The organism is Legionella jordanis (genome assembly GCF_900637635.1).
GTDB classification, from domain to species: Bacteria; Pseudomonadota; Gammaproteobacteria; order Legionellales; family Legionellaceae; genus Tatlockia; species Tatlockia jordanis.
Genome location: NZ_LR134383.1, coordinates 559406 through 584919 on the forward strand (window position 1 = coordinate 559406; position 25514 = coordinate 584919).

A 25514-nucleotide genomic window follows, 5' to 3' on the forward strand; every position below is an offset into this window, starting at 1 on the left:
CTAACCACGTCATCCTTCGAAAGAGGTTATACACCCATGCATTAATTTCTTTAATTCATAATTTTTTTCCAATAGCAAATACCTTGCTAAGTCATGATCTCTATGTTCAGTCGCCAATACAAATATGTAATTTTTTTTATTGAATTTACTAACAATCGAGACGCCATTATAAAGCCCAAAAGCGGATCGGCCAGACATGGTTTGTTTTTCATGCTTATCCATAAAACTGGCTTGATTCCATGGGAGTACTGAAATGTTTGACTTTTCTACAATTCTTTTTAATGGATCATTTTCGATTAATTTTTCTTCATAATAGAAAGCCATCCAATCTTCATGAGTGCAGAATCGGTAGGATTTGCTTTTTGAAGTTTGATCTGAGACTAGATAATAGAAATAATCACACCCCAAGGCATTTAGGGGACGTAATTGTTTGTTGAAAAGAAGTTCTTGTTTTTCATCGAAGGGAAGGAAAATCCTTTTGGGTATATCATGTATCATAACAAATCCTTAGAGGTACAGCTTAAATCTATTTAATGCTAAAATAATGTACGACACAATGAAGTGAATGTAAATGACAAATCTGGTCAGGATATCCGTTTTCATCAGTACTGCTATTGAAGTTTTTGATTTAAGTATCTTTGCTTTTCTTATTCCTGTGTTGTCTTCCGTATTTTTCTCATCCCATTCACAAAGTTCAGCGATTAATTTTACCATTTTGGCTTATGTAGTAAGCTATGTAGTGAAACCCTTTTCTGGAATGGTTTTTGGGTATCTGTCTGATAGTTATGGTCGAAAGCAGGTACTGTCAGTTACTACTTTGTTGATGACCGTTTCCACAGCGGTTATTGGTTTATTGCCCACCAGCCTACCTGGCATTGATTTATGGATAGCATTATTTAGTTGCCGGATTATTCAGGGGCTATCAATCTCAGGGGAGTTTTCTAATGCTTTAATATTTGCTGTTGAACAAGGGAAAGATCGTCCGGCATTTTCTGGCAGTATGGCATTTATGGGCGGAATTCTTGGATTGTTGCTGGCAAATTTATCGGTTTTTATATTGCTAAACCTTTTACCTTATGAGCAGATGATTCAATATGGCTGGCGTATACCATTTTTAATTAGTGCTATTATTTGGCTGGCACTCTACCAGATTAGAAGGTTTATTAATGAGCCATTTGCGCAGAAGATGAATGATACTAAACATTTTTCATCTTTGGTAAAAAAATATAGAAAGGAGCTGGTTATTTGTTTTGTAGCTGCAAGTTTATCTGCTTCTGCTTTCTATATGACCTTTGTTTATATGCCAACTCTTTTATCTTCAGTGATTCAAAATCAGACTCACCATAAATCTGTATGGGTGACGTTGATTGCTTTGTCAGTTTATTTCATCTGTTTGCCCCTGTTTGGTTCTTTGGCCGATCGGGTAGGTATTACTAAGCAAATTACTGCTGCTTCAGCATTATACCTTTTATTTTCCTATGTCTGTTTTGACTATATTAGCCATTTTAACTATGTCGTTATATTTTGTAGTTTGATATTACTGGCTTTGATTCAATCATTATATAATTCGGCTTTGCCTGCATTTATGGTTTCTTTGTTTCCCGCCATTCATCGAGGTAAGGCTTTAGCAATATCTTATAATACCAGCTTATCAATTTTTGGTGGTTTAATGCCCTATGTTATATTAAGCCATAAAAGTTTTATGAATCCGGGAATTGTTATTAGTATTTGTGCGATATTAACATTGGTTGTATTACGTTTTGTGAGGGAGTAAACATGGTTGTATATGAAGTGAATCTATCTATTGATAATGAAATATATAGAGATTATAAGGATTGGTTAGACGAGCATATTCTTGAAATGCTAAAATTTCCCGGTTTTTTGAATGCAACAGTGATGCACCAATCAATAGATGGTGATAGCTCTGATAATCAAAAACATTTAACTGTTCAATATCAACTTGAAAGTGCCGAGGATTTGCAAAATTATTTTGAGGAACACGCGCCAAAAATGAGAGGGGATGGGATGAATCGATTTAAGGGGAGATTTACAGCCACTCGCCGAACTTTTGAAGTTGAAGCTGTTATCACTGCCGTTAATGAATACGTAAATCGCGTATAATTTAATTGATAAATACTTATAATTGGTATATATTGGTGTTGTTTTATGATGTTACACCAAAATATACGGAGGTATTTATTGTGGAGAAGAGAGTCTTTAAAGAAGCTGAAGCTGCTAACTATATATGCATGAGCCGTTCTTTTCTTTCTCAAGACAGGGTAAATGGAACTTTAGCAAATAGAACTCCAGGCCCTAAATATATTAAAATCGGACGATCAATACGCTATTTGAAGGATGACCTTGATTCATGGCTAGAACAGCACAGAAAGTGTGGTTAGTGCGTTAAAGTATCTACTGATTGAGTTAGCGCAATAATGCTTTTGCGCTAACCCTACAATTTATTCGATTGTTATATTTTTAAATTGCTTAGGTAAATGTTCTTTTAATAGAGCATCTATCTTACGTGCATAAGGCTCATATGCTGAAGGGCGTCTAGGATAAACTCTATCATTGACCCAGTGTTGTTCAGGCCAGTTATCCGTAGTTAATATACATTCTTTAGCAAAATCTTTTATATTAAATTTTTCTTCAATTTTAATGCAACCTCTAATAAAAATATCGACATATGATTGTGTAATGGGAAACTCACGGCTAGGTTGATCATTTTGTGTTGATTTTGGATAGTAAATCCATACCTGTATTTTTTCAGGAATTTTTTTTGTATATATTTTAATTTGTTCGGCACTTAACTCTTTCCTACAATAAACAGTTTCTCTAGTGTCATATAGCTCTATTTCTTTGGGATCACTGACTCTATAAATTACGCCGTTAAATGTCCCTTTTTTGTTTTCATTTAAAGACAAAAAAGTTGCATTGAATCCTGGCATATTACCATGTGCACACCAACTCCTTTTAAAGCCTTTAATTAAAACAGGAATGTTTTCATAAGCTTTTGAGTCTGTAGTCTTTTTAGATTGCTCATCAATCAAACTTCCATAACCAGCAATATATTGGGGTAATCTTGGGTTTATTTTGGGATGGCATGTATCTGAGGCTGCTTTTATCTGAGGGGAAACTATCAACATTAAGCTAATGTAGATTGATTTTAATATCTTACACATGATTCCAGATATATTCTTTTTTCAATAAAACACATTCAATTTGCACCCTGTGCGCACCCTATAATTGAATTTTGGTTTTGTAAAAATGCTTATAATCCTTTATTTATATGGTCGGAGTGACAGGAATTGAACCTGCGACCCCTGCCTCCCGAAGGCAGTGCTCTACCAAGCTGAGCTACACTCCGATTAATGATTTCGCTTGATGGCAAATAATGCCAACTCTTCAAGCGCTTCTTTATAGACTGATGGTGGTACGGGTTGTAAAGCGGTTAATGCACGATCGACTTCCGATTCAGCATACTTGCGAGTATGTTCAATGGCGTTGGTTTCTTCAATGGCTGCGAGGATTGCCTCTAAATTATGTAAACTGCCATACTGAATACTGCTTTTAATTAACTGCTGTTGTTCCGCTGTGCCATGATGTAATGCATGCAGCAAAGGTAAGGTGGCCTTGCCATCGGCTAAATCGTCGCCTATGTTTTTACCAATCGTGGTGGCATCCGAGCAATAATCCAATGCATCATCAATCATCTGAAATGCATTGCCCAAGTGAAGGCCATAATTATACAGACTTTGTGACAAGTGATTGCCAGTCGGGCTCAAGTGAGCGCCAATGGCTGCTGAAGCGGCAAAAAGCAAGGCGGTTTTGGCACGAATGACATCCAGATATTCTTCAATGCTTAGATTAAAATTGTGGCGATTGACCAATTGTTTCACTTCACCACAACTGATTTCATGCGATGTATCTGCCATTAAACGTAAAATTTGTGAATTATTGACATTTACCATGAGTTGCACCGATTGGGTAAATAAATAATCCCCAACCAGAATGCTGGCTTTACTACCCCAAATCTCATTGGCTGTTTCTCGACCCCGTCTTAGGGTGGATTCATCAACCACGTCATCATGCAGCAGGGTAGCCGTATGAAAAAATTCAACCATGGCAGCTAATGCAATGTGATCTTGCCCTTGATAGCCGCAGGCATGGCTGGCTAAAAGAACTAAAAGAGGGCGTAAGCGTTTGCCGCCACTTTCAACGATGTGATGCGCTAAATCATCAATTAATCCAACTTGTGATTGTATGTTTTCGATGATTAAAGCGTTAACTGCATTAAAATCAGTATTCACCAAGGCTCTTAAACGGGCAACCGTCATACTTATCCCCTGAGATTGAATTTATGCATGCTAAGGGCGGCTTGGCATAATGTCAAGTTGGAAAGCGATAAGAAGAACAATGCCTTAGCAAACTAAAATGTCTTCATTTATACATTAAAACGAAAATGCATGACGTCTCCATCACGGACTACATAATCTTTGCCTTCCAAGCGTAATTTTCCTGCTTCTTTCGCACCTTGTTCGCCACGGTGGGTAATGAAATCTTCATAGGCAATCACTTCTGCTCGAATAAAGCCTTTTTCAAAATCGCTATGAATAACCCCGGCAGCCTGCGGAGCGGTAGCTCCCTTTCTTATCGTCCAGGCACGAACTTCTTTAACACCTGCGGTAAAATAAGTTTGTAAGCCTAAAAGCTCATAGCCGGCACGAATGACACGATTAAGGCCTGGCTCAGAAAGGCCTAAGTCCGCCATAAATTCTTTCCGTTCGTCATCATCCAACTCCATAAGTTCGGCTTCTGTTGCTGCTGATAAAGCAACAATGCTCGCATTTTCTTGTTTGGCTAATTCTTTGACCTTATCCAGTAAAGGGTTATTTTCAAAACCTGTGTCATCCACATTGGCAATATAAAGCACTGGTTTGGCTGTTAATAAGAATAAACGACGGGCGATGGCTTCTTCTTCACCGTTTAATTCCAAGGTTCTAACGGGATTACCTTCGTCCAGATGCGTTTTTATTTTTTCAAGAGCCTGTTTTTCAGCAATGGCTTCTTTGTTGCCGCTTTTGCTGTTTTTGCTTGCTTTCATTAATGCTTTTTCAAGCGTTTCCATGTCGGCCAAAGCCAATTCAGTATTGATGACAGCTATATCACTTAAAGGATCAACTTTACCTTCTACGTGAATGATGTCGCTGTTTTCAAAACAGCGTACCACATGAGCAATTGCGTCGGTTTCGCGGATATTGGCTAAAAATTGGTTGCCAAGCCCTTCACCGCTGGCGGCTCCTTTAACCAAGCCAGCAATGTCCACAAATTGCATGGTAGCTGGTAGGACTTGTTGGGGTTTAACAATTTCAGCCAAGGCGTCCAAACGAGGGTCAGGTACGGTGACGATCCCCACATTGGGTTCAATGGTGCAGAATGGGTAATTGGAGGCTTCAATGCCAGCTTTAGTGAGGGCGTTGAATAAAGTTGATTTACCAACGTTGGGCAAGCCCACAATTCCACATTTAAATCCCATGTTAACCTCTAATTGAAATCAAATAATTTAATAAAGCTTATGCTGAATATCAGCTGTGCAATGCATTCATTGCTGCTGCCATATTACCGGCTAGCAAAGTGGGCATCACTGCAATTCCTCTATCAATGGCATCAATAATTAATTGTCTATCCTGAGGCGAAGGCTTGCCCAATACATAATTTAATACCAAATCTTTGTGTCCTGGATGGCCGATTCCAATCCTTAACCGATGGAAATTTGAACTGCCCAATTGAGCAATTAAATCACGCAAACCATTATGCCCGCCGTGGCCTCCACCTGTTTTTAGTTTAATGCGGCCTGCAGGCAAATCCAGCTCATCGTGTACGACTAAAATTTCATTGGCCTCTATGCGGTAAAATTGACTCACTTCACGGGCAGGCAAGCCGCTGTGGTTCATAAAGGTAAGAGGAAACAAAACCTTGCATGCATGGCCTTTAATTTCTAAGTTTGCCAATTCTGCATGTAATTTTTTTTCCACCTTAAGCGCCCCCTCATAACGGTGGCAGAGTGCGGTAGCGAACCAGCCGCCTGCGTTATGTCTCGTGTGCTCATAAGCAGAGCCAGGGTTGCGTAAGCCAATAATGAGTTTAATCGTCATGAGGTTTGCAAATGCCGAAATTTAACAGAGCAGATTAATAGGCGGGGAGAACCCCGCCTAAAAATTATTCTTGTTCAGGGGCTTCTTCTGCAGAAGGAGCAGCAGTTTTAGCTGACTCTTCTTCAGCAGCGCCAGTCCGAGGTGCATGGATGCTCACCACGGGTAAGTTATGGCTACCATCTTTTGCATCAACAGTGAGTTGAACCCCTTTAGGGAGCTTTAGGTCGGATAAATGAACTACATCATCCAAAGCAACATCAGTCATATCCACTTCAATGAATTCAGGCAAATTCTTAACCTGACATTTTACTTCGACTTGGGTCATGGTGTGAGTGATGATACCGCCGGCTCTTACGCCCTTAGCGTTCTGTTCGTTGGTAAAATGCAGTGGAACATGTTTTACCAGGATGTCTTTGGCTGACACACGCTGTAAATCCATATGAAGGATCACAGGCTTGTAAGGATGGCGCTGCAAATCCTTAAGGATTACGTGTTCAACTTTGCCATCGACATTCAGATCAAACACTGATGAATAAATGCTCTCATTTTCTAAGGCTTTAACCACTTTATTGTGGAGCAGGTGAATGGCTTTAGGGGCCTTTTCGCCACCATAGATAACTGCTGGTACTTTGTTCTCAAGACGACGAAGGCGGCGGCTCGCACCTTTCCCTATGTCTTTTCTTGATTCAGCTTCTAAAACGATTGTTGACATTACTAGTCTCCGGATAAATAAAACCTAGCTCAGCCCGCGACCAGGCTAAACTTCATAAGGCAATAGATGATTTGACTCGCAAGAAAGGGCGAAAACCGAAACTCTATTCCACATACCTTTTCTACTTGGAAAGCAATAAAAGGCGACATAGTATATAATATACTTTGCTGACTAACAAATGGCATTTTTCTGGGATTTTCTTACTTATTTTTTTTGATTCATTAATTTCGCTAAGTATAATTTAAATTCAACTTGAAGTTGCTGCGGTAATTTCATAGAATATGCCACTTTATTGAATTTGTGAAAGCCGTTTTGGCGCGTTGGAGACTAGCTATGTATGCTGTAATTAAGACGGGCGGTAAGCAATACCGCGTAAAAGAAGGCGACATCCTCAAATTAGAAATGCTGCCCGCTGACGTTGGTCACGAAGTCAGTTTCTCTGAAGTCTTGATGATTGCTGATGGTGATGATTTTACCTGTGGTTCGCCGTTGGTAAAAAATGCCACAGTCAAAGCGGAAGTGCTCGATCATGGTCGTCACAGAAAAGTTAAAATTATTAAATTTCGTCGTCGTAAGCACCATATGAAACAAATGGGCCATCGACAATATTATACGCAAGTAAAAATTACTGCGATAAGCAAGTAAGAGGGGAAAGAAATGGCTCATAAGAAAGCAGGTGGTAGTACTCGTAATGGCCGCGACTCGAATCCTAAGTATCTTGGTGTGAAGCGTTACGGTGGTCAATTGGTTAATGCTGGTGAAATTATTGTTCGTCAACGTGGCACTCGTTTCCATGCGGGTCAAGGCGTTGGTTGCGGTCGCGATCACACTTTATACGCAATGGTTGCAGGTATTGTTCACTTCAGCGTGAAAGGCAAAAATAATCGTAAGTACGTCATGATTCAGGCCGTTGAAGAATAAGCAGAGTAGAAGAAACGAACACAATAGCCCCGTTCTCGGGGCTTTTTTTTAGGTGGTGAACCAATGAAATTCGTCGATGAAGCGATCATTAAAGTGGAGGCGGGTAACGGCGGACCGGGCTGCCTAAGTTTTCGCCGTGAAAAATTTGTGCCGCGAGGCGGCCCTGATGGCGGAGATGGAGGAGACGGGGGGAGTGTTTTTTTAGAGGGTGCTCCTGATCTAAATACCTTGATTGATTTTCGTTATCAGCGCCATTTTAAGGCCGAGAATGGCCAGCATGGCATGGGCGGGAATTGTACAGGGAAAAAGGGTGAGGATTTAATCATTCCAGTACCCGTGGGCACCTTGGTGTACGACATCGACAGTGGTGAGTTATTAGGTGACATTCGTAAGGCAGGGGAACGATTGCTGATTGCTCAGGGTGGTTTCCATGGTTTGGGAAATGCGCGTTATAAGAGCAGTACCAATCGTGCTCCAAGACAAACGACTCCGGGAAGTGCTGGAGAAGCACGTCATTTGCGCCTGGAATTAAGAGTTTTAGCTGATGTGGGACTGCTGGGTTTGCCCAACGCTGGTAAATCCACTTTGATCCGTGCAGTGTCCAGTGCCAAGCCCAAAGTGGCAGACTACCCATTCACCACACTGCATCCCGCTTTGGGAGTGGTGAGAATTTCAACGCATAAAAGCTTTGTCATGGCGGATATTCCCGGTTTGATTGAAGGGGCTGCTGAGGGCGCAGGATTGGGGCATCGCTTTTTGAAGCATTTAGCTCGCACCTGTGTTTTATTGCATGTCATAGACGTTTCACCGATTGACGGCAGTGATCCGGTGGAATCTGCAAAAGTCATTCTTAAAGAACTGGAAGAGTATGATCCAGAGCTATTAACAAAACCACGCTGGCTTGTTTTAAATAAGCTTGACTTAGTTGAAGAGAAAGAAAGGCCTCAAGCCGTAAAAGCCATTGTTGATGGCTTAGACTGGCACGGAAAGGTGTTTCAAGTTTCTGCCATTACCGGTGAAGGTACCCAGCAACTTTGCTATTCACTGATGCAGTTGATTGATGAGATGAAAGAGGCGGAAGCTTAGCCACTCTGCAGCAAGGTGAATAACCAGAGGACTTCGATGTGCTATGAAATGATGTTCTGTCCCTTGCGTCTCTTTTTGACGGTACTGAATGCTTAATTCTGTTTTACCTTTTGGCTGTTCCTGCTGCCAGTATTCTTTAAGACCTTGCAGGTGAAAATGAAGACTGGCCGTTTTGTTACAATTGTTAAAAAATAGCCATTCAGCCGTTTCTGGAGTTTGAATTAACGTTTGTAAAAGCCCGCCCGTTGCTTCATCAACAATAGTAATCGGGGTTTGCAATTGCCGGATAGTGTCTTGCAAAAGCTGGGAGGCTTTTTTATCAGTACCCGTAATGATATGCGGCTTTATGAGCGGCTCAATAACTTGCTTCACCTCAGGAACCACTTCTTCGCGGCAACGCACTTTGAATTCAACATAGGGTGTTTCGAGGCGATAACCCGTTTCGCAATCTAGATGTGCCAAAGCCGCATCCAGTGCCTCAGCAATTTGACCTTCGGCAACACCGAACAAGCGCCATTTGTATGTGGATTTATCATTATGTTGTATGTCTTGTAACAGTGGCAGCACAAAGCGATTGAGCATTGGCAGGCATTCTCTGGGGGGGCCTGGCAATAAAAAAAAGCGCTTCTTACCGGACTTATAATAACATCCCATTGCCGTGCCATGGGGATTTGGCAACAGCGTGGCACCTTTGGGGAACAGCGCTTGTTGGCGATTCCCTTGGTTTAGTTCACGATTATAATGTTGCAAACGAGCAGCTATATGATTTAAGGCTTCTGGAAACTCAAGCAATTCAATTTTAAGGAAGCGTTGCAAGGCAAAGCGGGTTTTATCATCCGAAGTGGGTCCCAATCCGCCAATAACAATGATGCAATCATGGGCTCTGGCAAGATAATCAAGGCAATCACATATGGTCTGCTCATTATCACCGCAAGCGAGCTGTAGGCCCAAAGGAAGTCCTTCTGAGTTTAAAGCATGGGCAATCTCATGGCTGTTGCTGTTCAAAGTATCACCATGAATAATTTCATCTCCAGTGGCAAGAAGGGCTATAGTCATTGTTCACGTCCAATTCTTAAGAATCTAATTTCTTCGGCATAGGTCTTATTCGGTAAAAATGCAAAAGACCATAGTGCCTGGTTGACCCTATCATCCATTAAAAAACGTCCATCGGCGAGTACTAAGGGTTGTTTATTCACTAGAATGGAATAGTAATCAGAAAACCAGCTAAAAATTCCCAGATCCTCCATAAGAGTTGGTGAACGTCTTAAGTAATCAGGAATATATTGCGCCTGCATCAAGGGATAATGGGTCTTAAGTTGAATTGTAGTGCGTTTCAATAAAGGCGTGGACACATCCATAGCAAAAAAGTCCCTCTCTGACCGTCCAATGCCTCTCCAGTTTAGGGAACTCATCAATTTCGGCATGACTCTTAGGTGGTGCAATCCCAAGTGGTTTTGCTGCACGAACAGTTCTGCCGCCCGTAAACTGCGAAGATGTTGAAGGCTGTTGAATAACAGGAAGGTCATAGCTATGGATAGGCCAACAAAAACCCCAATTCGCTTTCCATGAACAATGGTCCACACCACACCAAGAATTAAAGGAAAAGTGAAGAAGGGATCGATGATGGAAATTAAATCCCAACTAATGCGGGTGTAGGAAAATGGCCAATATAATAGCGTGCCATAACTTGTGCATGCATCCAATAACCCATGAGTGGAATAGCCAATTAGGCAAGCTGCGAAAACAAGTTTCCAGGGTTCCCGGCGGCCCAGCAATAGCAATAAGCAAAGACCAATAAGAAAGGCACCGACAGGGATAAACATCAAAGAATGTGTGAAATGTCGATGGTAAAGAAAAAATAATAAAGGATGCCCGGCTGAGCGGATAAAGACATCCAGGTCCGCTGCCATTCCTGCCAAGGCCCCAGCAATAAGAACAATGCCGGTGTTTCCCTTGGCCAAAACGCCGCGGGCGCAAGCAGCGCCTAGAGCTCCATGAGTGATTGGATCCATCCTAGACCCTATGAACCGTAATTTGTGGGGGGGGTGCTTCAATGCCTTCTTGGTCAAATTGTTGTTTGATTCTTTCCTGAAGCAAATTACGTGCGGCGGTCAAATCAGCAGTATTTACCCAAACCATAAATTTAATTTCCATGGCGGAGTTGGCAAAATTGTCGATACTGGCGTATGGAGCAGGTTCTTTAAGAATTTGGTCGCAATCTCCTGCAATATTCATTAACATCGATTTCACGCGGTTAATGTCGCAGTCATAAGCCACGGAAACAATAAGATCAATTCTTCGGGTGGAAAAATAACTCAAATTCGTTATTTCAGTTTTGATCATGACCTCATTTGGAATACGCACTAATTTATTGTCGGGAGTCTTAAGCTTGGTGGAGAGCAAATCAATGGAATCTACGGTGCCACTAATGCCCTTGATTTCAACACTGTCTCCGACCTTAAAAGGTTGCTCAAAGAGCAGAAAAATACCACTAATTAAGTTGGAAGCTGCTGTTTGGGATGCAAAGCTGATGGCTACGGTAAAGACTCCGGCAGCTCCCAGCAATACCGAAAGCTTAACCCCCAAATTCTGAAGACTACTAACAGCGAAGATAGTGAATATCAAATAAAAAAGGATTCTTTTGACCAGCATACTGTGATGAGCGGAGAAGTGCTTGCCAAGACCACGGGCAACCAGGAAACTGATTTGTTTAGCAACGAAATAACCAATAAAGAATAAACTGATTGCATAAACCAAATTAAGCAATTTTTCCGGTTCAAAGAGATGCATTGGCTTGTCTCCTAATGGGTGGTGTGCTGTGGATATTAACATTCGAGAATCAATTATAGCGAGACGGATTTATGTTGCGATAGCCCATTCAGTTTAATATTTAACGGATGAGGCTTGTCCGGTTAAAATCCTTTCTGTTGGTTGCCCTTCTAGTAAACATTCTTTGGTTAACAGTTGACCGGATTCCATTTTCTTTCGCTTACTCAAGTTTTGTTCGAAGAACAAATGGCTATGAGTGGCTGTTTGTCCTAAAGCTGGCAGAGTAAACCCTCCAAATAAGCCGGAAATCATATTTAAGGCTTCAACCAGCAATAAAGGATCAGGCTGTACTTGCCCAAACTCCTTATAAGCTATTTTGATAATAAGATAGGCTTGTTTTTTCCAAGGCATTTTGGAGAGGCGGATAATGAGCGCTTCTTCATAAAATGCATTTAAAGCCAGTTGAGTGCCATCATCTACATCGTAAGCTGCAAGAAAAGCAATTTTCAAATCGTAAAACTTTTTAATGGCCAATAAGTCACGGATAAGGATGGGAGAGAAACATTCTTTTTCACCAGAGCTAAGAATTTGACGAAAAATTACATCTTGAGCCATTTTCTCCTGCATTAGAAGATTTAGCTCCTCAAGGCCATTGAAGTCCTCATTGAATTCTTCAGGCTGTTCATTTTTTTCATCAGTCAGATTTTTTTTATCATCCAGGTGACTGAGGTCTGCACTTTCTCTCTTGCCTTTAACATTGTTGCAGCTTGAATCAACCACAGCAGCTTCGAATTGATTAAGCAATCGTTGATAACATTCCTTAAAATCAATAATTTGGTCAATTACAGTTTTAAGAAGATAATTCACTGCCTCTTGCTGTGCCTCCTCAAGGATTTGCTTGGCTAATGTTTCTTTTGATACTCTGATGATCACCAACAGGTTAAATGCTGCGGATAAAGTATGCTCCGCTTCTTGCCAGACAAGACTGTGTGGTTTTTTATGCTCGGTCATGAGCGTGCTGTCTTGGGAAACGGGGCTGCCATCGGGGTATAAATTAAATGCTTGCTGTAAAAATTTGCCCTCTTCAGAGGCAGGAATTGAGCTTGTTCCACTCGGTTTCAATGAATGGATGGATTCAGCTTGGCTGATGAGCTCATCCCGAAAAGAATGAAACTGAGCTACTAATTCTTCCATCTCAATTTCTCTGAAGAGATTAGCATTCTGCTTTGTTAAAATTTCTTGCCAAAATTCGAGTTGATCTGGAAAAGATAAATCGAATTGAACTTTAAGGGGTGAGCGACGCTTGCCTAGATTTTCCAAGCTCACTGAACGGTAAAGACTTGGTTTATTTTTTTCATGGCCTAAGTTTTTTAACTCAATAATTTTCTTCAATCTTAGAGTGAGTATTTTTGCAAAATCATGACAGAAAGGTTCTTTTTGTGTGACATTTCCCAGAGACAAGTCCATAAATGAAGGAATTCCCAAATAAGAGGTCAGGCTTTTTTTTGTTATTTCATCTATCAAATCGCCAGGCATTCTGCTTAACACCGCTGTCACCATCTCACATAATAAAGGTTCATCAATTTCAGCGGCTAGCATTTGTGCTTTCCCCGCAATGGCTGAAAATAGGCCTGTAATTTTTTTATAATTACCAAGATAGCCCTTGGTGTAAGCAGTAAAATTAAATAGCCCCTGATATTCGAGAGGATAGAGAACATTTTCATTATTTTTTTGATAGCCGAAGTTGCGAAAGGCCGCCCCAAAATCAATCCGGCCAAATTGAATGAGATGGTTTTTTAATTCCAGACAAATGACATTGCCGCTGTGCACGCTGTAATCAGCAATTAATAGGGAAAACATCAATACCATTGAGAGGCCGAAATAATGCTCTAGGTTGGTCAGCAATAAGTAATAATTAGGTCCTAAAATCATTTCCCACAATGGGCTGCGATCGGATGCATCGTATCGGCTGGTACCAATTATTTTATGAAGTTCAGTGAACAACACTTTAGGTTGGATTAAGCCGTAACTGCCATCTTCAAATTGTATAAAATCGGTGCAAATGAAGGATTGTTGATATATTTGGGGTATAAGGCCGCGGCTTTTGAATTCTTCCAATAACTGCCCTGCAAATAATTCGGCAAAGAGTTCACGAAGATCATCGGGTTTTTTTATAAAGAATTCTTCGCCATCGCTTGTGTTATAAAAGCCATCGACTGCATTGCGGTTTTTACCGCCAGTTTTTTCTTTGTATTTTGTTAGCTCTTTCCCTTTATAGCTCGGCATGAATGGCATCCTTACCGTAAATTTTTTCAATTTCCATTCTAATGCTTTTGACTAGTTCATCAACAAACTTATCGAATTATTTTCAAAAACCAACAGGTTTTTTCATGAAAGGATGTAAAACAATGGTAGAATAATGTCATTTGAAGTAGATGTATTTACAAAATGCGCCTGGTCGTTTCTAAATCTGATGAATTTTTCATCACCATTGCCAAACATGAATACCATAGCTTTATCCTTGCCGGAGTACGCAAGCGTAATGGCCAAATTCATAGTTTAACCAAAGTAGGAAAGAGACTGAATTTTCATGAAGATAACTGTTTCGGGCTATTGAAAGCAGGACTATATCGGGCGTCGGCTTTACTTTGGGATGAGGGCGTTCACAGACGAAGCGGTTCAAATATACCCATTTCCTATACGTCCTATTCCATCACTTATGAACAATATTTGGATCTAGTATTTTTGCTGGAGAAAGCGCAACAGGAATTTCGATGTACTTTTGATTGTTATAAACCCATTTCTGCAACAGATGAAAATGTGGTTCTGGAGTACACGTTTGATTGGAAGTTGATTCCTAACCTGGGACTCCCCATAAGTAATCAGGAAAAAAATGAGACGGAAGTGGTCGGAGAAAGACCTGTCGTGCAACAGACGCTCCACAGAACTCATGTGCTGGCTGCCTCAAATACCTGTCGGCACACAGCCATTGATTTAATTCATTACGTCACCGGAGTAAAGGAAAGTACGCAAAATCTTTCTTCTCAGTTCTTTAGGGATTTGCCTCTTAAAACCAGTTTGGTTGCCGATCAAGGGGAAGAATTCATGTTTAAAGGAGAAGCCTACCGCTCCTTAAGGCCTGATCCAAATAAATATTTTTACATTTTGCCTAAACCTCCTACTGCGTTTAAAGAGCTTGATGGGTTTAAACGAAAAGTGTTAACTGATTTATATTCACGCATGGAGCGAATGCTAAGCATTGCTCCCAATTCTAAAGAGACTCAGGAAAAATTTGAACTCTTAAAAACTCTCTATAATCAACATATTTCCGATAACTCGGAATCCATAGATCAATTTCTGACATCACTTCAGCAATGGAAAAATGAACATCAAAAAGAAATTGGTAAGCTTCGAAAAACATTCTTTTTTGATCATCTTTTTCAACGGCAATCCGCAACTGCAAAATTGTTTCAACAGTGGCTGCAGGAAGGGGCAAAGCATTTAACAAGTTTTAATCACTAAAGACGCGTGCTTAATTCCTGGATTAATTGCATGGCATCGTGAGGGGCACATACTTTTTGATCGTTATCAAAATAACAATAGACGGGTTTGCCCTCTTCTTGCCAATGAATGAACTTATCGGCATATTCAGCCAACACCTGCTGACTGTAATGTCCTTGATAGGGTTGAGGTTCAGGGCCATGCAAGCGGAGATAAATAAAATTTCCGGTGACGATTTCAGGTGAGCGGTACCCCCGAAAATCGTAAAAACAGAGTGAGATTTCATGAGTTTGCAAAATGTCATAAATCTCATCGCATAGCCAACTTCGGTCTCTAAATTCAAAGGTATAGTCGTAATCTTTACTCAGTAAGTTCAAGAATTCAAGCAAGCGTTTTACATCCACATGAAAGCGTGGTGGTAATTGAAACAAAATAGGTCCAAGTTTTTCAGCAAACGGTTCAAATGCATTGTATAAATAGGCTAATGCATCTTTTGCATCATGGAGTCGTTTAAGATGAGTTATATAGCGGCTAGCTTTACAGGAAAAAATGAATTCTTGAGGCGTATCGGCGCACCAGGTTGTAATGGTTTTTTTCTTGGGTGTGCCGTAAAAGCTGGTATTTACTTCCACGCTGCCAAAGCATTTTGCATACTGAGACAACATCTTTGTAGTACTGAGATTTTCAGGGTAAAAATCGCCAATCCACCCTTTATAACTCCATCCCGATGTGCCGATATGAAATCCCTTTACAGCCATCCATTAACTCCTTCAATGAATTATTTTCCTTTCTGCAATTAAGTATAGGATTTATTCGCTTAATTTTTGTAAAGCAGAAAATGGTGGTTATGACTAAACTTTATAGAGAAATTGATGTTCAAGCGGTGGCTCTTTAGGGATTTGTGGAGGTAATTCGGATGAAAAAAAGGTCTTTATTGCTACCCTTTCTCCTCTTTAGCAGTTTAATTTTTGCTGAGGGAGATAAAACGTTTAAAGTTGGAAGTCCTGTCTTTGAACCTCAAAGTTTTATTCCTCAGAAATACAGTTGCGAAGGTGCTGACATTTCACCTGCGTTATTTTGGGAAAATCCACCACAAAATGTTAAATCTTATGTGCTAATCATTGAAGATCCAGATGCCCCAAATGGCAACTGGGTTCACTGGATTGTATTTAATATCCCACCTGGAGTTCGAAACTTAACCGAAGGGGAGCTTCCTCCAGGCGCCATTAATGGCAAAAACAGTTGGGGCACAATCGGTTATCGAGGCCCATGCCCACCCTCTGGAGATGATGTGCACCGCTATGTGTTTAAACTCTTTGCTCTGGATACAGTCCTATCATTAGATTACCCAGCAACACGGGATGATGTAATCAATGCCATTCAATATCATGTTTTAGCCAGCAGCCAATTTTCAGCCAATTATCACCGGTACTGATGCTATTAATTCTTAAATTTTCCTGATTATAAAACGTAAATTTAGTTGGATAATGTTAAAAATTTTTGCAAAATACGCAGGTAAATTTTGCATTGAAATTAACAAAAGGTTAAAAATGAAAAAGATTTTATCTGTAGCAAATGCATTAATAGTTTTATCATTTTTGAGTTTGTTTCACAGTGAGGCAGCTGCAAAGAGCACACAAGAAAATGTAGAAACTGGTTCCTCAATGGAAAAAGCGATTCTCTATTATGTTAATCAATATCGAGCACAGAAGGGCTTGCCCGCGCTTAAAATGAATAAGCAAATGTCTCGAGAAGCAGAAATACATAGTCGAGAAATGGCCGCCCATAAAATTTCATTTGGTCATAAAGATTTTAATAAACGGATAAAGCGTTTATTTGCTGAAATCAAAGATTGTCGCGGTGGCGCTGAGAACGTGGCTTATAATTATAAAGGAGCTCAAGATGTTGTAAAAAATTGGATGACTAGTCGAGGTCACCGCCGTAACATTCTAGGGCATTATAATTTAACAGGAATCGGTTTGGCTCGTGACAGCAAAGGAAAGATTTATTTCACCCAAATTTTCCTCAAAACCGACAATCCTGCTTACAAGCATTAATTGAATAAGGAAGCGGGATTCCTCCCGCTTTTTATTATTGGTGAATCGATGCCTCTCATTAAGCCGGTGAGTTTAAGCGAACTTAGAATCAAAGATTACCGCAGTTGCTATGTCGATTGCATTATTTTGAATCATGATAACAAAATCCTTTTGCAGCAACGCGGTGAAAATTGGCACAATTTCCCGGGTTTTTTATCGGCTTTTGGCGGTGCCATTGAACCTGATGAAACGCCTCATCAAGCCTTAATGCGTGAATTACACGAGGAACTTGGGGCTGAGCCCTTGCAAGAGGAGCTCATTTTCATTTCCGCTCTAACTGAAGACATTACTCAACACAGCACTTTAATTTATTGTTATTTTTGGCACGATAGCCGTGGCAGCATAAAAGCATGCTATGAGGGTGAGGTAAAACAGTTTACTGATGTGGATTCTATTTTAAAGCAGTCTAAGCTCATGGATAATGTAGCCTGGGTAGTGAGGGAATGTAGGAAAAAACATCTACTCATTTAACTTAAATTAAGGGACTGAAACATGCTTGAGGAATTTAAAAAAACAATAGGGGAATGGCTTATTCCGCCCATTTTCTATGGGACGGCCTGGAAGGGTGAACAGACGGAACCATTAACTTTGCAAGCTCTAAATGCGGGTTTTCTAGGGATTGATACGGCCAATCAACGGAAACATTATTTTGAAGAAGGGGTGGGGCGGGCTATTGAACAATTCCTCAACCAAAACTCCAAATCCCGGTCAGACATTTTTTTACAAAGCAAGTTCACTTATGCGCATGGGCAGGATGAGCGGAAACCTTACAATGAACGTGAACCCTTCAGTATTCAAGTTTTGCAATCTTTCGAAAGTTCACTAAAGCACTTGCGGACTCATTATCTGGATTCTTATGTTCTCCATGGACCCTATTATACAGAGGGTTTAACAGCAGCCGATTGGGAAGTGTGGCGGGCAATGGAGCAGCTGCAAGAAAAAGGGAGCGTTCATTTCCTGGGTGCTTCCAACATCAACATAGAGCAATTGCGCGAATTACATCAACGGGCAAATGTTAAGCCTCATTTCATACAAAACCGTTGCTTTGCGGTGAACCAATGGGACAAAGACATGCGGAGTTTTTGTCAGCAAAAGGGAATAATTTATCAGGGTTTTTCCTTGTTGACCGCCAATTCCTTTTATTTTAACCATCCCTGCCTGGCTGAGATGCAAGAAAAATATGGGAAAAGCAAAGCGCAATTAATTTTTTGTTTTGCTTTGCAAATAGGCATTCTTCCCTTAACGGGAACAACCAGTCAACAGCATATGCAGGATGATCTTAATCTCAGCTTTAAACTTTCGGACAAAGAAGTAAAGGAAATTGAACTTATAGCCCATCTCTAAACGTTATTATGACTACGTTGCTGAAGATAATTGCACAGCACTAATAAATCATTTGCCTGCTCACCAAGAGGAGTAAGGCAATCTCGAGCCCGCTTGAAATGTTCAGCAATCAGCTGATACAAATCATGTTGATTGTAGAGACTCGCATAAGTCATTTTGTGGTTGGCCATGTCCGATGCCCGCCCTTTCCCAAGAACAGCTTGTTCAGCGTAAAGGTCCAAATAGTCGTCTTGCATCTGAAAAGCCAATCCCAAATAATCAGCAAATTGTTTTAAAGCATGGGCTGTCGAGGCAGAACAGGAGCTGGCGGCCAATACCATAGTAAAACAAGCGGAAATCAGTTTTCCTGTTTTTAAACGATGAATACAATCCAGCTCAGATTCTTGGATGGTTGAATTACTCAACTCGGATAAATCGAGACTTTGCCCACTGACCATGCCGGAGGGGCCACTGGCTTTGACCAACTCATGGGTAATTTGAATAACTTGTGCCGCAGAATTGAAGCGGGTTAATCCGCTTAGTAGTACGTCAATGGCTAAGGCCTGCATGCCATCGCCCACCAAAATGGCGGTGGCTTCATCAAATGCTCGATGACAGCTGGGCTTTCCTCGACGAAAATCGTCATTGTCCATCGCAGGTAAGTCGTCATGTACTAAGGAATAGCAATGAATTATTTCAATGGCTGCGGCCATGATGTCCAGACTGCCCAACTCCACTCCAACGATTTCCCCACATAAATAAACCAATACAGGTCTTAAACGTTTGCCGCCTGGGAAAAGGGAATAGAGGATGGCTTCTTTAATTCGGTTTGCAGGAATGTTGGATTTAGAAACTAAATCGTGGAGAACCTGCTCATGCTGTGCGACGTAACGGGTTATTTTTTCATTGATCATTGTAGAGTTCACTTTGAACATCGGAGTTGGCGAGCAATTCAATTTTTTGCTCTGCCTGACTTAAAACCTCTTGGCATTTTCGGGCAAGGAGGATTCCTTTTTCGAATTGTTTCAAAGAAGCTTCAAGGCTGAGCTCGCCTTTTTCAAGTTGCATAACAATCTCTTCAAGCTCCGCCATCGATTTTTCAAAATGAATCGGTTTCGTCATAACGTAAACTTAGGCTAGATAGACAAATCGTTCTAGTATACTCCGAGACCGCTATTTTTTAAACAGGCCTAGCCGGATCAGCTTAGGTTATGGTTAAGTTGAATTGAAATTGGCACAAAACAGCTGAACACCAGCGGGAGTTGCGCTCTATAAAATTCAACTTGGGTTTTCCTATCGCTTAAGCCCCATCCATGACGAAATAGACTTGCGTGCTGCAAAGGATTCATGCAGGATCTCGATTAATTTAATCCTTTCTCTTTTTTTTAATGCGAGCCAAAAGCCAATACGCCTGCAATCAGTGCGCTGCTGTTTTTTCCCAATGGTCCGGGCAATGCACCCAATGCGGCTCCTGGAATTCCATAGCAGAAGAATTGCTTACTTTAAGCCAACGACATGCGCGTGTGGCTCACTATGCCAGCCAAAAATCCGGAGTTACTTCTGTTGAAGACATTGTTTTGGAAAACGAAGCAAGGAGTGACTGTGGCTTATCTGAATTAAATCGAGTTTTAGGGGGCGGGCTAGTCGAGGGCTCGGTGATTTTGTTGGGAGGGGATCCAGGCATCGGGAAATCTACCTTGCTCCTGCAAACGCTCGCTTTCATGTCACAGAAAGAGAAAGTATTGTATGTTACTGGCGAAGAATCTCTGCAACAGGTTGCCATGCGGGCAAAACGCTTGCAATTACCGCTGGCGGGTTTGCGGCTGCTGGCTGAAACACAGGTTGAAACAATCATTGCCCATGCGCAAAAAGAGAAGCCTCGAATTATGGTTGTTGATTCGGTGCAAACCATTTTTAGCGAGACACTCAGTTCAGCTCCCGGAGGGGTAGGGCAAGTACGCGAGGCAGCAGCTCAGTTAGTCCGCTTTGCAAAGATGAGCAATACCGCAGTGTTTATTGTAGGTCATGTGACTAAAGACGGGGCTTTGGCAGGTCCGCGTGTCCTTGAGCATATGGTGGATAGCGTATTGTACTTCGAGGGTCAAAGTGACTCGCGTTTTCGCCTAATCAGGGCGATAAAAAACCGTTTCGGCGCCGCAAACGAGCTTGCGGTGTTTGCTATGACTGATAAGGGTTTAAAAGAAGTTGCCAATCCTTCTGCTATTTTTTTATCGCGCCAGCCGGAACCTACTCCTGGCAGTGTGGTCATGGTGACCTGGGAAGGAACTCGGCCAATGCTGGTCGAAGTTCAGGCATTGGTTGATGAAGCTCATGGCCAGCAAGCTAAACGAATTACAGCCGGTCTTGAACACAATCGTTTGGCCATTCTCTTGGCTGTTTTGCATCGTCATGGCGGCGTCGCAACGTTTGATCAAGATGTTTTCATCAACGTGGTGGGCGGTGTAAAAGTCACCGAAACAGGGAGTGACTTGGCTTTGCTGGCAGCGGTGGTGTCCAGCCTTCGCAATCGCGTGTTTGACCGGGAAACCATCATTTTTGGCGAAGTCGGCTTAGCTGGAGAAATCAGGCCAGTGCAAAGTGGACAAGAACGCTTAAGAGAGGCCGCCAAGCACGGTTTTAAACGAGCAATTGTTCCTTTAGCCAATGCACCCAAGCAAAGGATGGATATGGAAATTCACCCCGTTAAGCATCTGCAAGAGGTGTTGGAAAAAATTTGAAATAAAGCGAGATTAACCCACAAAAATGGGTAAATAACTCTCGCTGCTCAACTCCGATTTTTCAATCCCTTCGTCAAATGCCAATTCCTTTACAGCCTGAAAATATTCATCGCGTACAGCAAATTCAGAGGCGATTGTTATTGCAGCTTCCTGACAGTACATGTCCTGAACTTCATATTTCTCCAGGCCAAGAACCGCTTTTTGCAAGTCGCTGTTGCAATTGCTGGCACGAATGATACGGTGGGTATTATCTGGATGAATCCAGCTGCAAAGACTATATGGTCTTTGATCATTGACGAGTTGATCCACATTTTTCTTGTAAAGTACGGGATCAAGCCCAAGTTCAGATGATAAGGGAAAAATGTGAAAAAATAGGTGATAGTTTTCCACGCAAGCGGCTCTTTGCAACCAGGTCTGCAAGTCTTCTTGCACTGTGGTGTATCGGGGGGCATAGAGTTGAATACTTGATGGCATATTTGTCAGGCGCGAATCTCCAATTCTTGCTCGTTGCGCAATAGGCTTTGTCCTATCTGGGCGCTTACTGATGGAGGAGGTTATCTTACCTGTGGCATCGGTGATAAAAGAAAAGTTATGCCCTGGGTAAAGTGGTTGAAGGAAATTGCGGCTGCGCGACTGCGTTGTTGGGGTTGTGCCGATGAATAAGCAATTGCTATGAGGGAAAATAATCCTCCTAATCAATGATTCTATAGAATGGGGGATTAACTCTTCTCTCCCGCCATACTGAATTTTTAGCAATTTTGCTCTTTTCTGATTTAATAAACTAAATTCTTTAAAGGTAGTGATTAAAGGTTGTGAGGGAGAGGTATTTATGGGACGAAAAAAAAATTTCATGGCTTATCTCCTTCAACAAGACCGCTTAGAGAAACAACCCTGGATTTTAAAAAGCTTGTCAAATTATTTATTTGGTCGTGGCTTACCAATCGTGGGTCACCAAGTGAGCGCACAATATACATCATGATAGTAATATTGGCAAACTGATTTAAAAAGAATTCTATTTGAACGTTGCAAGCGCACAAATTATCCACAATGGCGCAATTTTTCATTATCGCAACAAATATTATCAAACAATTTAATCTAGCCTTAAGAAATTTTTGTTAATCTATTGCTCAATTCTGGCCAGGGATTTTTTTATGCCAGCGGAAAGCGCAAAAACATTGTTACTTAGACATATTCAGCAGCAATATCAGCAGTTTCTTTTAACAAACGATCAGAACCTGGTTTTACCAGCCGTTTCAAATATTCCTTGGATCGGAAGAGCCGCTCATAAAAACGTTTACACGAAAAATAGCATCCCAGTAGGGGCTGGAAAGGTAAATTTCATCAGAAAAAATGATGAATTTTACAGTTTTCAGTGGCAAACGAATTCCCGTAAATTGAAAGAGGCTGTGCGCTGGGGGATTGTCAGGACTGAATCGATAACTGGAAAAGTTATTTCGACCCTTGGAAATTATCGTCTCCAGGTTCATGAAAGCATTGCCAAAGGAATGATTGGTAATACACATCCATTAAAATTGCAATTGGTTGATTTTTACCAGCAGCGGTTTGAAGCCTTACAAGGATTAGAGTCCTTAGTCAATGAGGACAATTTGAAAAAAAATTATAAGGATGCGTTTAACGCTTACCTGGATCAACTCGAGAGAATTTATAGTCAATTGGATGAGCAATTCTCAAATACCGATTTGAAGGTAATCTGTCCTCAAGCCATCGACAGAATGAAAAGCGATATTCAAAACGATATCCAACGTGCCAAATCTTATTTGTTGAACCTTCATGTTATCAATCAAGAGACAATTCCAGTACCCCGTAGCTACAATCGGGCACGAGGAAGGGATTCAATTTTAGAATTTGTTAAACAACAAATGCTTCAGAATCTCTATGAAATGCAAGGTATAAACCAGGACATCACCTACAGCCAAAGAAGAACCTTTGCCCTTACCAGAGGAAGTTTAAACGATTACATTGAGGATGCCCGCAAAGAGATTGAAGATCATCAAGCAGATTTGCGAAACGCTGTGCGGCCTGAACACCATGGGTTGTACTCTTCTGAAAATGATTCTCTCTGCTATGATTTTGGGGAAGACCACTTACACCCGGATAGACAAAGACAAGTGTTATTGGCGATTAGTTTCATCGAAGGCGCTGATCAACTTGATTTAACGAATCCAGACAAGCCTCAGGTTGGCAATGGCTTTGAACAAGAAAGCTTAACGGTCATAGCCGCTACCCATTGGAAATTGCATCGAAATGCTTTGAATTTAATAAAAAGCAGTGCTCATTTTATTTTTAATATTTTTAAGGGGATGTTTTTATACACGCATCCTTGGGAAGAGGAAACCTGGGAAAACCCAAATTTTCATTTGCAGGCCGCAAAGCTTAGAGCGCAGGCAAGTCCTAATGAACCTTTATTAATAAAACCCATCAAGTTTTTAAAAGTTTTAGGCCATTCCCTTAAGGATTGCTTTATAGGTATCCGCAATGTGGGAGCGCAACTGATTATTCATTTACCCGCAGGAGTATTCAACGACTGGAACTCCAGCAAGGAACTGCAGGATTTTACGACCGTAGCTGTGGAAGCTGAAACAGAAATTGCAAAGATTCTTGATATAGAACATTCGCGTTTATGTCATTTGCTCCAGCAAGCTGATTTTATGCCGCCGGAATGTCAGGAAAATAATGACACACCTGCAAGCCTTTCCGAAACCATCAGTACCTTTGCCAAAGCGGATTATCATTTGACGGCTGGAGAGCAGAATGACATTTTAAATGCCATTATTCGAGGTTTTGATGGTTTCAGTTCTGTGTTTACCCATAATCTATTTGCTAAAGATCCAGTTGCAGGCCTCATCTTTACAGCCGCTTATTCTGTAGGGGCTGGCGCTATCGTCTTTCCAAAAGCGACTGCAGCGGTATTTGGCCAAGCTTATGTCAATTGGTTTGCCAATTTTTCATACAGTATGGGCTCAACCAAATTAGCCGCTACCATTGGTGGTGGCTCAACACAAGCACAAGCGTTTGCTGCAGGTTGGGACAGTCTGGTGCATGGTCCAGACGGTCTGGGTTTTCGCTTCTTAAGTCAGATTATTGAAGATCCGTTAACCTATGGTTCTTACCTTGCCGTTGCCTACGGCTTAGGCTATGTTCTTGTCAATGGAATCAATGGTCATCCGATTCCATTCTTAAGTGATATGCTCAAAGAAGACTTAGGCTCTACTCCCGAAGCAAGTTATGCCTTTATTGGTGCTAAATTTGCAATCGCCGGCTATGAGCTGTTCCAGGAGCATGGGGTGTTGCATTATGAGCCAATAAAAATCCAGTTTAATGGCAGGGAACTTGAAAAATATCGTGAAAATTATGTCCTTCATCAATTAGAAATTGAGCAATTCAAACTGGCGTTTTGGCTTTCCTCTCATGCGGTCACTCTACCTAAATTAGATGCCGCAACCCTTTACAAGATTGAACGCCATATTGATAAATTGTTTAGACCGGCAGAGGCAGCAGCTCTTAAGAAAATTCTTTATCCAGAAAGGCAACCTTCAATTGCTTTCCAATTATTTTCAATCCCCCTAACCTATATCCCTGCTGTTTTACGGTTAGTGGTAGCGCTTTTCCTAACCCTGGCGGCCTGGATAAATAAAAATCCCCATCCTTTAAATCCGCTTGCCAATGCGTTCACCAGCCTAAAGGACAAGTTAAGTAAAGATTTAAGCCGCATACTGGTTGCGTTCACTTATGCTTGCTTTGTTTGTTTTAATATTGGCTCAAGTATTATTAAAGTTTTCAGTTATACAACTAATATGATCATTGGCCGAATCGCTGCTCTTTTTGATTGGCATCCTGGCCATGCCATGCATCGATTCTTTGGAGCGGTACACACTAAAATTAGAGGAATGATGGAGTGGCTTTATCCTGTACGAATTATAAAAAATGTGGTTTCCGCCAGTCCGGCACACATCATTCGCGAACATGAGGCATCCTACCATTCGATACTTGAAAGTTTAAAGGCAGTAGACACAGACAGTTTTGAAACTTCGGATGAAACCCCATCTAGTGAAGCGAATTATTCGCCTTTTTTCTCCACTAATGCTCCACCTGAGCATCAAAAAACATGTGCTTCCGTTACTTTGGATTGTGGATCATTCTAGTTGCATTTTTGTTATCAATGAAATTAAAGTAGTTGAGCAATTGTTGATCT

General features: G+C 41.2%; 26 protein-coding genes and 1 tRNA gene. 12 read left to right on the forward strand and 15 right to left on the reverse strand.

Annotated features, from left to right (window positions below):
- Positions 1 to 9: 9 nt before the first annotated feature.
- Complete coding sequence (locus EL203_RS02670) at positions 10 to 498, reverse strand: autoinducer binding domain-containing protein (RefSeq protein ID WP_058470645.1); 489 nt, start codon at positions 496 to 498, stop codon at positions 10 to 12.
- A 73-nt stretch (positions 499 to 571) separates the two neighbouring features.
- On the opposite strand from EL203_RS02670, the gene EL203_RS02675 reads away from it, so the two are divergent.
- Both EL203_RS02675 and EL203_RS02680 read left to right on the forward strand, forming a co-directional pair.
- Positions 572 to 1774, forward strand: a complete 1203-nt coding sequence (locus tag EL203_RS02675; RefSeq protein ID WP_058470644.1) for an MFS transporter — start codon at positions 572 to 574, stop codon at positions 1772 to 1774.
- Positions 1775 to 1776: 2 nt separating this feature from the next.
- Positions 1777 to 2121, forward strand: a complete 345-nt coding sequence (locus EL203_RS02680; RefSeq protein WP_058470643.1) for a DUF4286 family protein — start codon at positions 1777 to 1779, stop codon at positions 2119 to 2121.
- Positions 2122 to 2459: 338 nt separating this feature from the next.
- Here EL203_RS02680 and EL203_RS02690 read toward each other — a convergent pair whose 3' ends face one another.
- From EL203_RS02690 to EL203_RS02715, 6 genes are all read right to left on the reverse strand, one after another.
- Complete coding sequence (locus EL203_RS02690; RefSeq protein WP_232003999.1) at positions 2460 to 3146, reverse strand: gamma-glutamylcyclotransferase; 687 nt, start codon at positions 3144 to 3146, stop codon at positions 2460 to 2462.
- A gap of 144 nt (positions 3147 to 3290) precedes the next feature.
- Positions 3291 to 3367 (reverse strand) — tRNA-Pro (locus EL203_RS02695).
- 1 nt (position 3368) lies between these two features.
- The gene (locus EL203_RS02700; RefSeq protein ID WP_058470641.1) at positions 3369 to 4337 is read right to left on the reverse strand and encodes a polyprenyl synthetase family protein; all 969 of its coding nucleotides are present in this window, start codon (positions 4335 to 4337) and stop codon (positions 3369 to 3371) included.
- A 107-nt stretch (positions 4338 to 4444) separates the two neighbouring features.
- Entirely contained in the window at positions 4445 to 5536 is a 1092-nt protein-coding gene (gene ychF / locus EL203_RS02705; RefSeq protein ID WP_058470640.1) for a redox-regulated ATPase YchF, read from the reverse strand.
- Positions 5537 to 5585: 49 nt separating this feature from the next.
- The gene (pth, locus tag EL203_RS02710; RefSeq protein ID WP_058470639.1) at positions 5586 to 6155 is read right to left on the reverse strand and encodes an aminoacyl-tRNA hydrolase; all 570 of its coding nucleotides are present in this window, start codon (positions 6153 to 6155) and stop codon (positions 5586 to 5588) included.
- 64 nt (positions 6156 to 6219) lie between these two features.
- The gene (locus tag EL203_RS02715) at positions 6220 to 6867 is read right to left on the reverse strand and encodes a 50S ribosomal protein L25/general stress protein Ctc (RefSeq protein ID WP_058470638.1); all 648 of its coding nucleotides are present in this window, start codon (positions 6865 to 6867) and stop codon (positions 6220 to 6222) included.
- A 333-nt stretch (positions 6868 to 7200) separates the two neighbouring features.
- On the opposite strand from EL203_RS02715, the gene rplU reads away from it, so the two are divergent.
- The 3 genes from rplU (at position 7201) to cgtA (ending at position 8874) form a co-directional block, all read left to right on the forward strand.
- Positions 7201 to 7512, forward strand: a complete 312-nt coding sequence (gene rplU, locus EL203_RS02720) for a 50S ribosomal protein L21 (protein ID WP_058470637.1) — start codon at positions 7201 to 7203, stop codon at positions 7510 to 7512.
- A gap of 12 nt (positions 7513 to 7524) precedes the next feature.
- Positions 7525 to 7788 carry a 50S ribosomal protein L27 gene (gene rpmA, locus EL203_RS02725; protein WP_058470636.1) on the forward strand — a complete coding sequence of 88 codons (264 nt, stop codon included), beginning with the start codon at positions 7525 to 7527 and terminating at the stop codon, positions 7786 to 7788.
- Between the two features lie 63 nt (positions 7789 to 7851).
- Complete coding sequence (gene cgtA / locus EL203_RS02730; RefSeq protein WP_058470635.1) at positions 7852 to 8874, forward strand: Obg family GTPase CgtA; 1023 nt, start codon at positions 7852 to 7854, stop codon at positions 8872 to 8874.
- Here the strand turns inward: cgtA and EL203_RS02735 are convergent.
- From EL203_RS02735 to EL203_RS02750, 4 genes are all read right to left on the reverse strand, one after another.
- Positions 8830 to 9930, reverse strand: a complete 1101-nt coding sequence (locus EL203_RS02735; protein ID WP_058470634.1) for a competence/damage-inducible protein A — start codon at positions 9928 to 9930, stop codon at positions 8830 to 8832. The two genes, cgtA and EL203_RS02735, sit on opposite strands and share 45 nt — an antisense overlap.
- Positions 9927 to 10886, reverse strand: coding sequence for a metal-dependent hydrolase (locus EL203_RS02740; protein ID WP_058470633.1), 960 nt, complete (start codon positions 10884 to 10886; stop codon positions 9927 to 9929). The genes EL203_RS02735 and EL203_RS02740 overlap by 4 nt, the downstream gene beginning before the upstream one ends.
- Before the next feature lies 1 nt (position 10887).
- Positions 10888 to 11664: a mechanosensitive ion channel family protein gene (locus EL203_RS02745; protein WP_058470632.1), complete on the reverse strand. Its 777-nt coding sequence runs from the start codon at positions 11662 to 11664 to the stop codon at positions 10888 to 10890.
- A gap of 93 nt (positions 11665 to 11757) precedes the next feature.
- Positions 11758 to 13929 (reverse strand): hypothetical protein, encoded by a 2172-nt coding sequence (locus EL203_RS02750; RefSeq protein ID WP_058470631.1) that lies wholly within the window; start codon positions 13927 to 13929, stop codon positions 11758 to 11760.
- 162 nt (positions 13930 to 14091) lie between these two features.
- Between EL203_RS02750 and EL203_RS02755 the strand changes: the two genes are divergently transcribed.
- Positions 14092 to 15165, forward strand: a complete 1074-nt coding sequence (locus EL203_RS02755; RefSeq protein WP_058470630.1) for a hypothetical protein — start codon at positions 14092 to 14094, stop codon at positions 15163 to 15165.
- Here EL203_RS02755 and EL203_RS02760 read toward each other — a convergent pair.
- Positions 15162 to 15902 carry a DUF72 domain-containing protein gene (locus tag EL203_RS02760; protein WP_058470629.1) on the reverse strand — a complete coding sequence of 247 codons (741 nt, stop codon included), beginning with the start codon at positions 15900 to 15902 and terminating at the stop codon, positions 15162 to 15164. The genes EL203_RS02755 and EL203_RS02760 overlap by 4 nt on opposite strands.
- A gap of 158 nt (positions 15903 to 16060) precedes the next feature.
- Here EL203_RS02760 and EL203_RS02765 point away from each other — a divergent pair, with 158 nt between their 5' ends.
- The 4 genes from EL203_RS02765 to EL203_RS02780 are packed head-to-tail and all read left to right on the forward strand — an operon-like array spanning position 16061 to position 18584.
- On the forward strand, positions 16061 to 16579 hold the full coding sequence (locus EL203_RS02765; protein ID WP_082647143.1) for a YbhB/YbcL family Raf kinase inhibitor-like protein: 519 nt from the start codon (positions 16061 to 16063) through the stop codon (positions 16577 to 16579).
- A 52-nt stretch (positions 16580 to 16631) separates the two neighbouring features.
- On the forward strand, positions 16632 to 17201 hold the full coding sequence (locus tag EL203_RS02770) for a CAP domain-containing protein (RefSeq protein WP_232004003.1): 570 nt from the start codon (positions 16632 to 16634) through the stop codon (positions 17199 to 17201).
- 48 nt (positions 17202 to 17249) lie between these two features.
- On the forward strand, positions 17250 to 17711 hold the full coding sequence (locus EL203_RS02775) for an NUDIX domain-containing protein (RefSeq protein WP_058470628.1): 462 nt from the start codon (positions 17250 to 17252) through the stop codon (positions 17709 to 17711).
- A 21-nt stretch (positions 17712 to 17732) separates the two neighbouring features.
- Positions 17733 to 18584, forward strand: a complete 852-nt coding sequence (locus tag EL203_RS02780) for an aldo/keto reductase family protein (protein ID WP_058470627.1) — start codon at positions 17733 to 17735, stop codon at positions 18582 to 18584.
- Here EL203_RS02780 and EL203_RS02785 read toward each other — a convergent pair.
- Together EL203_RS02785 and EL203_RS02790 are read right to left on the reverse strand one after the other, a co-directional pair.
- Positions 18581 to 19477, reverse strand: a complete 897-nt coding sequence (locus tag EL203_RS02785) for a polyprenyl synthetase family protein (RefSeq protein ID WP_058470626.1) — start codon at positions 19475 to 19477, stop codon at positions 18581 to 18583. The two genes, EL203_RS02780 and EL203_RS02785, sit on opposite strands and share 4 nt — an antisense overlap.
- Positions 19467 to 19685 carry an exodeoxyribonuclease VII small subunit gene (locus EL203_RS02790; protein WP_058470625.1) on the reverse strand — a complete coding sequence of 73 codons (219 nt, stop codon included), beginning with the start codon at positions 19683 to 19685 and terminating at the stop codon, positions 19467 to 19469. The genes EL203_RS02785 and EL203_RS02790 overlap by 11 nt, the downstream gene beginning before the upstream one ends.
- 266 nt (positions 19686 to 19951) lie before the next feature.
- Here EL203_RS02790 and radA point away from each other — a divergent pair, with 266 nt between their 5' ends.
- Positions 19952 to 21301 (forward strand): DNA repair protein RadA, encoded by a 1350-nt coding sequence (radA, locus tag EL203_RS02795; RefSeq protein ID WP_058470624.1) that lies wholly within the window; start codon positions 19952 to 19954, stop codon positions 21299 to 21301.
- A gap of 12 nt (positions 21302 to 21313) precedes the next feature.
- On the opposite strand, the gene EL203_RS02800 is transcribed toward radA, so the two are convergent.
- Positions 21314 to 22153, reverse strand: coding sequence for a hypothetical protein (locus EL203_RS02800; RefSeq protein WP_058470623.1), 840 nt, complete (start codon positions 22151 to 22153; stop codon positions 21314 to 21316).
- Between the two features lie 299 nt (positions 22154 to 22452).
- Here EL203_RS02800 and EL203_RS02805 point away from each other — a divergent pair, with 299 nt between their 5' ends.
- The gene (locus EL203_RS02805) at positions 22453 to 25464 is read left to right on the forward strand and encodes a hypothetical protein (RefSeq protein WP_058470621.1); all 3012 of its coding nucleotides are present in this window, start codon (positions 22453 to 22455) and stop codon (positions 25462 to 25464) included.
- Positions 25465 to 25514 lie beyond the last annotated feature (50 nt).

Coding starts and splice junctions, on each gene's coding strand:
- EL203_RS02670 (WP_058470645.1), bottom strand. CDS start 498: ATGATACATGATATACCCAAAAGGATTTTCCTTCCCTTCGATGAAAAA.
- EL203_RS02675 (WP_058470644.1), top strand. CDS start 572: ATGACAAATCTGGTCAGGATATCCGTTTTCATCAGTACTGCTATTGAA.
- EL203_RS02680 (WP_058470643.1), top strand. CDS start 1,777: ATGGTTGTATATGAAGTGAATCTATCTATTGATAATGAAATATATAGA.
- EL203_RS02690 (WP_232003999.1), bottom strand. CDS start 3,146: ATGTTGATAGTTTCCCCTCAGATAAAAGCAGCCTCAGATACATGCCAT.
- EL203_RS02700 (WP_058470641.1), bottom strand. CDS start 4,337: ATGACGGTTGCCCGTTTAAGAGCCTTGGTGAATACTGATTTTAATGCA.
- ychF (WP_058470640.1), bottom strand. CDS start 5,536: ATGGGATTTAAATGTGGAATTGTGGGCTTGCCCAACGTTGGTAAATCA.
- pth (WP_058470639.1), bottom strand. CDS start 6,155: ATGACGATTAAACTCATTATTGGCTTACGCAACCCTGGCTCTGCTTAT.
- EL203_RS02715 (WP_058470638.1), bottom strand. CDS start 6,867: ATGTCAACAATCGTTTTAGAAGCTGAATCAAGAAAAGACATAGGGAAA.
- rplU (WP_058470637.1), top strand. CDS start 7,201: ATGTATGCTGTAATTAAGACGGGCGGTAAGCAATACCGCGTAAAAGAA.
- rpmA (WP_058470636.1), top strand. CDS start 7,525: ATGGCTCATAAGAAAGCAGGTGGTAGTACTCGTAATGGCCGCGACTCG.
- cgtA (WP_058470635.1), top strand. CDS start 7,852: ATGAAATTCGTCGATGAAGCGATCATTAAAGTGGAGGCGGGTAACGGC.
- EL203_RS02735 (WP_058470634.1), bottom strand. CDS start 9,930: ATGACTATAGCCCTTCTTGCCACTGGAGATGAAATTATTCATGGTGAT.
- EL203_RS02740 (WP_058470633.1), bottom strand. CDS start 10,886: ATGGATCCAATCACTCATGGAGCTCTAGGCGCTGCTTGCGCCCGCGGC.
- EL203_RS02745 (WP_058470632.1), bottom strand. CDS start 11,664: ATGCATCTCTTTGAACCGGAAAAATTGCTTAATTTGGTTTATGCAATC.
- EL203_RS02750 (WP_058470631.1), bottom strand. CDS start 13,929: ATGCCGAGCTATAAAGGGAAAGAGCTAACAAAATACAAAGAAAAAACT.
- EL203_RS02755 (WP_058470630.1), top strand. CDS start 14,092: ATGCGCCTGGTCGTTTCTAAATCTGATGAATTTTTCATCACCATTGCC.
- EL203_RS02760 (WP_058470629.1), bottom strand. CDS start 15,902: ATGGCTGTAAAGGGATTTCATATCGGCACATCGGGATGGAGTTATAAA.
- EL203_RS02765 (WP_082647143.1), top strand. CDS start 16,061: ATGAAAAAAAGGTCTTTATTGCTACCCTTTCTCCTCTTTAGCAGTTTA.
- EL203_RS02770 (WP_232004003.1), top strand. CDS start 16,632: ATGTTAAAAATTTTTGCAAAATACGCAGGTAAATTTTGCATTGAAATT.
- EL203_RS02775 (WP_058470628.1), top strand. CDS start 17,250: ATGCCTCTCATTAAGCCGGTGAGTTTAAGCGAACTTAGAATCAAAGAT.
- EL203_RS02780 (WP_058470627.1), top strand. CDS start 17,733: ATGCTTGAGGAATTTAAAAAAACAATAGGGGAATGGCTTATTCCGCCC.
- EL203_RS02785 (WP_058470626.1), bottom strand. CDS start 19,477: ATGATCAATGAAAAAATAACCCGTTACGTCGCACAGCATGAGCAGGTT.
- EL203_RS02790 (WP_058470625.1), bottom strand. CDS start 19,685: ATGACGAAACCGATTCATTTTGAAAAATCGATGGCGGAGCTTGAAGAG.
- radA (WP_058470624.1), top strand. CDS start 19,952: ATGCGAGCCAAAAGCCAATACGCCTGCAATCAGTGCGCTGCTGTTTTT.
- EL203_RS02800 (WP_058470623.1), bottom strand. CDS start 22,153: ATGAAATTTTTTTTTCGTCCCATAAATACCTCTCCCTCACAACCTTTA.
- EL203_RS02805 (WP_058470621.1), top strand. CDS start 22,453: ATGCCAGCGGAAAGCGCAAAAACATTGTTACTTAGACATATTCAGCAG.